Raw genomic sequence first — 9,949 nt, forward strand, 5'->3', positions numbered from 1 at the left:
GTAATACCCGTTTCCAAGTATCACGACATAAACATAAGAAAGTCATGGAAACGATAAAAAGAGAGGGGTTCATGGCTTTCTTATTACAGAACCGGCAGATTATACGTTTTTTTATTTTGGAATCATATATCGGTCAGCATTTCTATTTCTTACATGTAAAGGTAGCCTTTTGCTTCTGATGCGCAAGGCGGTCCTTCGGACTGGTTGGCTGAAAAAATCATCCTCGCTTCGCTGCGGTATTTTTTCGCCAAGCCTTGCACTATCAGAGCAAAAGACAAATGTCTGACATGTAAGAGATAGAAATACCGGCTTTGCCAAAGCCGGAAATGTTTAATCACAAAATAAGAAAATTATGATTCAGACAACAAACAAGTATAGCAAAGAAACTTTCATCCGCCTGAACTACTGGTATGATCGGATACACGGACTTGTACAGGAAGATATAGATAAAGTGAATACCATGGTGGAACACATCGAAAAGACACGCTCCGGCCGGTATCCACGAACAGGAGACAACCTGTTCTTTGTTTCCGGTTATGGTGAGCGTTCCCGGCTGTTCTTTATAGATGCCGTATATGGAGATAACATTATACTCCGGGATTTTTCCCGTGTTCCATTCGTGTCCCGTGACAAAGAGGGTATCAAATGCGATATGCATGGCGGTGAGTGTCTGTTGGTAAAGGCAGGCGATGTAAGGTTCAAGGCATGGACTACCGGCCGTTTCAAGCATTGGGGGCATTACGGGGCATGTGAAAACGGGGAGGTTTACTACGATGCGAAAATAGCCCTGTGGGAGTGTGGCGCATCTGAACAGCCGGAAAGCCGGGAATGGTTCAAAATCCATATCCGCAAAAACACCCGGCCGGGCGAGGATATGTACGTCGGAGAAATATCCTGTAAGGATGAGGATGGACTCAAACAGTTTGTCAACGACCATGAAGGTACCATATTCGCAGAAGAGGATTCTCAGGAAATGGTCATGCTGTGTTTCAGGCATTCCGACATGAGGATTTCCCCGGAAGAATGGGAAAAGATGGATTGTCCGGTATCCATGCGTGAGATATACGGACAGATGCAGGAAGTAAAGATTGTAAAAGACCATAAAACGCATCTGACCACATTCTACTATTAACACAGTATCGCCACATGAAAAATCACCCTTGTTTCCTCCTGCCACATATGACAGGAAGGAAACAAGGGTATATCATCAGGCAGTCTTTTCAAAACTTCTATTAGATATGGAGCAGATTGTTCTTCCCGCACAAATATTCATTCAGATCCTTATATCCGGAATATTCATGCGAAAGATCGCATATACGGATTCCGTATTTGTCCTTTAATGCCTGCACCGCATTTTTCCCGGCGGTATCATTATCCAGACAGCAACGGATGCCGTCATATTGTGAAAGGAAAGAAAAAGCCTTCTGTAAGTTACTGACAGAATTCAACACTATATAATCCCCCTCTTCCAAAGATGGAAAAGCCGGTCTGAAAGACAGAAAATCCATAAACCCCTCAAAAATATAGCAAATCCTGCTTTCCGGCGTGCTAATGATGCGACTGATGTCCTTGGGAGCAATACAAGCCTTGAAATACCTGTTCCTGATTTCGTACCCTCCGGAAATATTAGGGAAAGCGATGGCAAAATAATTCTTCCCATTCCGTTTAAAATGAGCTTCCCTGCATATTTTTCGGGCAGTTTCCAGATCGATGCACCGTTCCTTCAGATAAGTAAGCAGTATCCGGTTGGCAAGAGGAATGATTTTCAGATCTTGAAAGGCGGGATATGCCTTTTCAAACGGACAGGAAACAGTAACCGGTTTCAGTACGGCTCTTTTATCCCCAATACACTGTAGTACATAACCTATATCTTGTGTCCGATAAATCTCCTTGGCCAACGTTATAATATCCCCTCCCTTCCCCAAACCGAAATCATACCACAATTCCTTATGGAGGTCAACCTTGAAAGAGGCCTCCTTTTCCGTCCTGAAGGGCGATTTGTACCATACGCTGTTCCCACGCTGTATTACCGGTTCGTATCCGAATCCGGCTAAAAAATCAACAAGTCTAATGTTCTTTGCTTCTTGTATGTTCATGGCATCTCATTTTCAAGGGTTAGTTCACTATTAATACACGACAAAGAACCGCTTTATACCCGAAACATAAAAAGCAATGTCATCAGATGTCATTAAAAGTCATCAGATGACAACTTGTTCCATCAATCAATGCGTAAATACTCCCATCTTCTTGCATGGATACTTGATAGATAAAATTTTCCTTTGTTTATTCATGCAGACATAAGTATAGAGCAGATTCCCACTTGCTTTGTCGATAAAAAGCATCCTTATCTCTCCTCCTTTATTCTTATTGCGACGTTATACAACGTTAAAAAAGAAAATATCTGTGACATTTCGATGTTTTTAATGAGGAATTCACTATTTTTATACTCAAATATAGATTTATCATGGATAAGGAACGATATTTTATGCATTTCAAAGGCGGATTATATAAATTGATAGGGTATGCTTATCATAGTGAAACGCAAGAGGAGATGGTAATCTACCAAGCTTTGTATGGTATGCATAAAATATGGGTACGTCCTAAAACTTTGTTTTTTGACAAAGTAATCCGTGATGGTATTGAAATAAATCGTTTCACTGAGATTGCAGAAAAAGAAATGTCATGCCTATTAGCCCTCAAGAAAAAAAATATCTGAAGAACAAACATAAAGGTGGCAATAATAACAGTAAAGGGAATATTTATGAAAGTTTTTACACTATTTACTGTATTGCTCTTTTTATGAATAGCCATATAACGCAACTGGATTCTGTCTATTTTACGTCCCAATTAGAAGAGTGTTTTGTAGATGATCTTCTTATAGAAGAATCAAATACGGCTCATCGGATATATCATCAAATCAAGGATGTGAAAAATTTATCATGGCAAACAAAACAGCTGAAACATGATTTTGAACGGCAGATGGATATATCATCTGAAATGGGAGAAAATTTTGAACTGAAGTTAGTTCATTCAAATTCCCCCACGATGGTTACTCCTATTCCGGAGGAGATAGTTTCAAGTACTTCAGTCTCATTTTTTCCGGCTGAGAAAAGTCTTAACCAATTGATATTGTCTTATCCTCCTTTCAAGAATGCTATTCAAAATATTACAGTATTGGGAGAAGCAAAAGATGATGAATTGCTGGGTATTGCAGAAGCAATCTTGGGAGTATGGACTGGCTTGGAGCAAAAGAATATTTCTTTGAAGGCAATATCTGATGAAGTAAAAAGAATAGGTAAGGGACTTATTAATATAAAAACCTATCCGAATATCCAAATAGCAGATAGCAGTCAAGAAATATTAAGACGTTTTGATCTCTGTTTTTATACTTGCGGAAATAACCTGCATTGGCATACAAGTAATCAAAAACTGTCAGGCAAAATAATATGGACTCCAGAAATAGAGCAAAAGTTAGAAAATGTACAACCTTCTGATCTTTGGGAATTAATAGAATTATTAAGTTAGATATGAGAACTTATGTAAATTTGACATATGAAGCGAACAGCGAAACGATTCAACAGATACAGGCTTTATCAAAACCTGATATTTCTGTTGACGATTATCGTCATTCCTTTTACTTAGTAGGAAAAGCTTTAGGTAAACTCTTGAATGAACGTACACATGGTGAGTATGGCAATACAATGTTGGCTTGTGCTTCAGAAGATGCTGATTGGTTGGCTCGTGGAGTTTTGGAGAGCTTGTCTCAAAAGGAAGTATCTTTAGCTGTCTTTTGGAATGAAAGAATAACATTAAATGCCTCTACCGGATTAGAATATAGTCCTATTATCAAATCCTATATAGAGCCAATTGACAAATGCCGGACTTTGGTTGTTGTCAAATCCATTATTAGTACATCTTGTGTTGTACGAACACAGTTAACTCGTTTGATTAATGATATTTATCCTCAAGAGATTTACATCGTAGCTCCTGTGATGTATAAAGATGCCCAAGCTAATTTGAAAAAAGAATTTCCTGCTTCCATATCAGATAAGTTCAATTTCTTAACATTTGCAATTGACACCCTTAAAGATAAAGAAAAAGGTATCATTCCTGGAATTGGTGGCATGGTATATCCTAAATTAGGATTAGGAGATATGCATGAAAAAAATAAATACATACCAAATCTTGTCAAAGAACGTATGATGTAATATGGATATATTTTATTGCATATCATATTTTCTAATACTAAATCTGCGTTCACCTTTCAATATCTCACGTTCCATTATAAGCTATTAAAAATGCAGGTGATATTCGTTGCAACAAACTGAGTATTTATGAAAATATAGATAAAGGGGGCGTCTTATTTTTTGAGACAGCCTCCTAAAGATACAAAAAACCAACTAATTCGCAAGACTTTAAGTATGAATTGGCTGGCTGATTTAAAACTTGAATATCCCTAAGGATATTCAAGTTTTAAATCAAAAAAAGCTCATTTGGACTAAAATTGAGTTTTGACACTTCTTACTTATTAGTTACATATTGGTCCTCGCTCTTTCCAATATATCCAATTTAAATTTACTGAAAGGATATTTACAAATCTCATCTCTTCTCAAATAGAATCCCCAATCATCAAATTCTTTTTTTATCAAATCTGCTGGTATAGGTAACATGTTCAAATAATCAAAATAAGTGGGAGGATATCTATTCAATTTTCGAATTATGGAAATTACATTCTCCCGATTCTGTATTGTATCATATCGACAACCCAGGTTTAACAATGCATTATAACCATCTTTTTTATCTCCACCTGTTAATATATACACATCACCGTTTTCTGCATTTTCCCAGTGAGACTTCAAATTATAATCAAAGAAAAAATGACTATCTTGATACTCGTATGGATTGATTATCTTCATTGGAGTTAAGCTCGCATCCTCTTTATCTGATGTGATATCCCAATTATTCTTATGCTGAAAATCGTTACAAGAAGGACAGCTTGGTATCAAATTATAAAAAGACAATCCCAACATTGGATACTTTTCTTTAGGATAAAAATGATCCAATTCTCCTTTCTCCGTCTTAGAGAATACTGTTGCGGGAGTATAATGGATATCTACCATATTACAATAGGGACAGGTCCCCACTTGGCTTTGTCGATAAAAATCATCTTTATTAAAACACTTATCATTATATCCAAAGACAATGAAAATATGATAAAGAATACGATTTAAAATCTTACTAGAATCAAAAGCATCTGAATGCAATTTTGAAATTATACTCCTTAGCTTATCTGGATGGGACACTATAAGTTCCTTCAAGTTTTCCTCTTTAGATAAATACCTCAACAAATCTTCACTAGGTTTATCTCTAAGAATAGATATTTTTTCTTTATTCATTATTCTATTCTTACCAGAAAGAAAGTAATTAATATCATCTAACAAACGCCCCTTTACATTATTGAAATGCTGTAACGCTAAGGCATCTGTGTTTTTAGTTATTTTCAGTTGATACATTATTTCCTAATTTTTTATCAAGAATATTTTTAAGAAAGGTGTCGCCGACCAGTTTGACGTATTTGTCAAGATTTCCATGATTGATTTGAGTTTGTTCATAGAAATAGGATACATCAAAAGAGGTATCATTCATTATCTTGGTCATTAAACTATTAATAACCTCATAAGACACTTTTCCAATAGCACTCTCCTTTAGAAAGAAACTGAAACGAAGGAGATCATACATATTAGCTCCAAAAGATTCTGTCAGTTCCTTTTTTACTTTTGATGTGACAGGCTTTCCTTGTTCTAAAAAAAGGATATTTTCCATTGGAATATCACTAAGCACAAATGGTGAATGAGTAACAAGCAATATGTCTATCCTAAAATTCTTATCGATATTAAGTTTGTTCAAATATTCAATTAAAGTAGCTATTAAAATACGTTGATATTCTGGATGATAATATTGTTCTATTTCTTCCAAAACAATCTGTACACAATTATATGATTTTCGATTTTCGGCATTTTTTATGGTATATATATTATGCACATGATACAATATTGAACTCATTGAGTAAACCAATTGTCTTTCCCCCGAACTCAAATCAGTTATATTAACAACTCCAAGTTGTCCTTTATCCGTTCTATAAGATAAATAAAAACTGGTCTTGAAGATCGGTGGAGGTAACAAATACATAATTTTATCTATCTGAACAGATGAATCCGATCTTTTCTTTAAGAAAGGTTCCAAATCGCTCCAATAATATCTCCCTTCATGATAATAAGGTTCTTCCAAGTAATAAAGAATCTGATGAATTTTCAATGTTATATGACTTCTATCCTTTTTTAACATATCCACAGCCTTACCAAATGGGTTTTCTTGTTTAGAACCTTCTTTGAAATAGACTTGAAAAAAAGAGTACTTAACAAGGATAGACATTGTTTTATAGATAAGATATTGATAACAATATTCTGAATATTCATTATTGCCATTAAGAAATGGAAATCTTTTTATCCAAGCCTCCTTGATTAGTTTTTCCATATCCTCCTTGCTCATATCCTTTATTTTAGCCAAACAAGGATAATAGTTTTTCATCGCATGTTTGACTTTTTGTGATACACCATCTTTATCTAGTTTGATTACAAAAGATTTAATGTCATAATCGGGATGAAAACTAATAGAGTGGTAAAGCTTAAAATAAGAAAAAAAAGCGATAGAACGTTGTTCTGCCAATTCTGTTTCCACATTGATATCAATATTGCCTCGTTCTCTGAAGGGATTCAAAACAATGGGTGTTCTATAACCGTCATTCTTATGAAAAAGAGCTTCTATCCAAAACTTTTTCTTATATCTCCCCATAATTTCGGACTGATATTCCAATGAGTTATAGGCATAATGTGAATAATTGATGACGATCGTATAAAACAGCGATTGCAAATCATCACTATTGTGTCCCATTATATTACCATACTCGTCTGTCCATGAAAAGCCTTCGTTGGAAATAGCGATCTTATAAATGACATTATCTTTTTCATAATACAATTCTGCCTTCAAGCGTTTTACTGGAACCAATGGCTCAGCAGCGTATGTTCCAGATTGCTCTCCTAAGATATAAAAAGACAAATTATTTATAATCCGGATAATTAATTCTACGATTGTACTTTTTCCACTACCGTTCATTCCAACAATAGCGTGCAGGCTAATATTGGATGCATACAAATTATCCGGAACTTGTTGTTCGCCTTTTATCACTTTCCCATCTTTAAGCTCATAATTATTATAAAATGCATAAAAAACATCAGGTCTCAAGTTTTTTATTACATGTTTATTACATCCCTTCAATGGTCGTACACCAATGATTTTAAAGGTTTCCATACGCTCTTTTGTCATTTGTTTTAATAAATTTATACGATAAATGGTTATAAATAGACAATTAGTTCTTGTCATGTAGAAAATATCTGAATCTAAATCCGCATAGCTTTTATATTAAATACAATCACTGGTGTCATTCTTGCCTTCACACCTCCTAATCGCTTTAGTCAAAGCCTCTTTCAACCTTATAAAGGCAAGCCTGTCCACACTCTTTAATACACTGATTTTCTTACTAACCAAATCATTCAATTGGAGTAAACAAGGAATATCTGCCTTATATCTATCCCCCACATCTTGTAGGTGATAATCAAAATTATAATGATAAGAAAGAAATTGCGTAAAAGAATTTCTGCTTTTATTACTTAGTTTACAAATAGCATCAAAAAGAGTATTTGCATCTTCCGATGCAAATATAGTACGATATTCGTATGTGCAACTTTTATCCGGATAAGGTTGCCTATCTATAATTATGAGCTCCTCGACAGTTTCTTCTGTCAAATTACGTAGTGCTTTTTGCATTTGATCTGGTAAATCATTAATCTTTGATTTCATCTTCTGCAAAAAATAGGACACAATATCATCTGTTATTAGAGTCTTGGAATCTGTGGTTACATAATTACATCCACTAATAAAAAGCCCTTTTAGCCGATAAAGTTCTTCTAAACTGGTTTGATTATTAATCATTTCTGCTATTCTCTCTTTTATTGAAGAGACAGTATCCTTTTCCAAATAGACAGCATCAATAGCAGCAAAATATGATAGATATGCAATACTATAACCAAGTTGATAAGCGTCTTTTATTTCTTTATCCAATATGGCATTTATAGTAGCTTGACAAATACTTTCAAGTTCTTGCTGTTCCATATCGAAAAAACCAGATAACCTTTCCCAAGGTTTTAGCTCTCTTTGATTACCCTTTATTTCCATAGCAATGAATTCTACAAGTGGAGCACCTGTAATAATATAGTTTATAATAGCCGTAACATACCCTGGATTTAAAACATTATATACCAAGCTTTTATTTAAGGAATCATATTTTTCTCTCAAATGCTGCATTCTTTGCTTATCCTCATTATCATCTTGGTGTAGCAAGAATTTACATTCTTCACTCCATTTGCAAATTAACTCTTTGCTTTCACCATTGCTATACTCTGCATACACTGCAATAAATGAACCAAGAATATTTTTAAGAAAGATATTATCCTTTTCAATCAGTTCGGAAGGAAGTTTGTTTAAGTGGCTTTTAAAATCATATAAGCATTGTCTCAAAACCCGTAAGTTATCGGATTTTGTACATATAAAACAGTCAATAATGAAATCACGCATTTCTTTCAAATAATCGGATGTCGGAACTTCGTCAAGGAAGTATTCGATGGCTTCTTTTATATTGGGTTGTATTTCAAATTCCTTGCCTATAGTCTTTTCCTTAAACTCATCCAATACAGCCTTAGGCAGTTCTTCAAGGTGGTTCTCATCTCCAATTACAACAACATGACAATTACAGTGCTCTACAAAATAATTGATAAAACCTAACAATTCTTTCATTTCTATCAGACACCTTTCGATGTCATCGAATATCAGAAATTTTACACCTTTTATACTATCGTCTTCCACTTGTAGTAACGACAATGAATCCAGTGTTGCGGAAAATGAACCATCCTCTTTAGAATCTTCATTAAAATCCATACTTGTTTTGAAGACTATCTTACCGGCTAATTTCAAAGCTCCTTTTATGAAGCGCCCTGTTTTCGAATAAAAGAAAGGATTTAATTCTCTATCTATAGCAGTCTTAATATCATTCACGCTATCCATTCCATAGGTCGAAATATAGATGGGCTTTAGTGTAATTTCCTCATTGGTATCTGAGGTCTTATCAAACTTCTTCTTCCATTGCTTTATAAGATGAGTTTTACCACATCCCCATTTTCCTTTCAGCATCACGGCATACTGAGGATTAGGATTACCAGCATAACTGTCTAAAAAATCAAGAATTAAACTGTTCATACTTTTGTTATTAACATAATTCTATTTTAACTCCATTGGAAAATAAGAATGTAGCAATAAGAACATTAAATATGAAATAGTAAATGACGCTGCAAATCCATTATCGCCACATCCACAACAAACAAAGTTAGTGAAATTTCTTAAATACAATAACATCCATACAACTAAATTTCAGGTTTCTTCTCACGGCTCTTTCATTTAAAAACGAAAAAATATTAGGCTGATTTTCAATACACCTAACCTTGCTGTTTGGGCTGTTAAACAAACAAAAAGAATTAAAAGTTAAGCACATAGTAAATAAAAATACTAACAATCAACATATTAACAAAATCGCTCGTTTCTTGAGATAAAGAGCCATAGTTCTTCGTTTAAAAATCTAATAAAGGCTTGCAGAAATCGAACCTTTTGCTTATCTTCGCATCGTCAAAAAGATAATGATTGTTGAATTGATAAAGAAAAGCGATGAATTTAGTGTAAAGCTAATTCGATGGTTTTCATAAGAAATAAAGCAAAAAGGTGCTGTCAATCAAGGGATTAGAGTAAACCAAACTAAAAGGTTCGATTCCTGGTGGCACCACCT

At 34.6% G+C, this 9,949-nt stretch carries 8 protein-coding genes; 4 read left to right on the top strand and 4 right to left on the bottom strand.

Going from position 1 to position 9,949, the window contains the following annotated elements; all coding sequences use genetic code 11:
* The first annotated feature begins 352 nt into the window (after nt 1-352).
* The gene (locus tag KTR07_RS27105; RefSeq protein ID WP_151853416.1) at nt 353-1,132 is read left to right on the top strand and encodes a DUF4121 family protein; all 780 of its coding nucleotides are present in this window, start codon (nt 353-355) and stop codon (nt 1,130-1,132) included.
* Between the two features lie 100 nt (nt 1,133-1,232).
* Here KTR07_RS27105 and KTR07_RS27110 read toward each other — a convergent pair whose 3' ends face one another.
* Nucleotides 1,233-2,096 (bottom strand): toprim domain-containing protein, encoded by an 864-nt coding sequence (locus tag KTR07_RS27110; protein WP_151853415.1) that lies wholly within the window; start codon nt 2,094-2,096, stop codon nt 1,233-1,235.
* A 368-nt stretch (nt 2,097-2,464) separates the two neighbouring features.
* Between KTR07_RS27110 and KTR07_RS27115 the strand changes: the two genes are divergently transcribed.
* From KTR07_RS27115 to KTR07_RS27125, 3 genes are read left to right on the top strand one after another with little or no spacing between them, the layout of a single operon-like run.
* The gene (locus KTR07_RS27115) at nt 2,465-2,716 is read left to right on the top strand and encodes a DUF1653 domain-containing protein (RefSeq protein WP_051636094.1); all 252 of its coding nucleotides are present in this window, start codon (nt 2,465-2,467) and stop codon (nt 2,714-2,716) included.
* Nucleotides 2,683-3,525: a hypothetical protein gene (locus KTR07_RS27120; RefSeq protein WP_036631692.1), complete on the top strand. Its 843-nt coding sequence runs from the start codon at nt 2,683-2,685 to the stop codon at nt 3,523-3,525. Before KTR07_RS27115 ends, KTR07_RS27120 begins: the two co-directional genes overlap by 34 nt.
* A gap of 2 nt (nt 3,526-3,527) precedes the next feature.
* A complete protein-coding gene (locus KTR07_RS27125) occupies nt 3,528-4,208 on the top strand; it encodes a hypothetical protein (protein ID WP_036631691.1) in 681 nt (226 codons plus the stop codon).
* A gap of 324 nt (nt 4,209-4,532) precedes the next feature.
* On the opposite strand, the gene KTR07_RS27130 is transcribed toward KTR07_RS27125, so the two are convergent.
* The 3 genes from KTR07_RS27130 to KTR07_RS27140 all read right to left on the bottom strand — a co-directional run bounded on the left by KTR07_RS27130 (nt 4,533) and on the right by KTR07_RS27140 (nt 9,369).
* Nucleotides 4,533-5,513 carry a hypothetical protein gene (locus KTR07_RS27130; protein ID WP_151853843.1) on the bottom strand — a complete coding sequence of 327 codons (981 nt, stop codon included), beginning with the start codon at nt 5,511-5,513 and terminating at the stop codon, nt 4,533-4,535.
* Nucleotides 5,491-7,383, bottom strand: coding sequence for an AAA family ATPase (locus KTR07_RS27135; RefSeq protein WP_192917108.1), 1,893 nt, complete (start codon nt 7,381-7,383; stop codon nt 5,491-5,493). The genes KTR07_RS27130 and KTR07_RS27135 overlap by 23 nt, the downstream gene beginning before the upstream one ends.
* A gap of 96 nt (nt 7,384-7,479) precedes the next feature.
* Nucleotides 7,480-9,369, bottom strand: a complete 1,890-nt coding sequence (locus tag KTR07_RS27140) for a P-loop NTPase fold protein (RefSeq protein ID WP_036629362.1) — start codon at nt 9,367-9,369, stop codon at nt 7,480-7,482.
* Nucleotides 9,370-9,949 lie beyond the last annotated feature (580 nt).

The sequence above is a fragment of the Bacteroides sp. MSK.20.82 genome (assembly GCF_019052485.1).
Taxonomy (GTDB): Bacteria; Bacteroidota; Bacteroidia; order Bacteroidales; family Bacteroidaceae; genus Bacteroides; species Bacteroides thetaiotaomicron.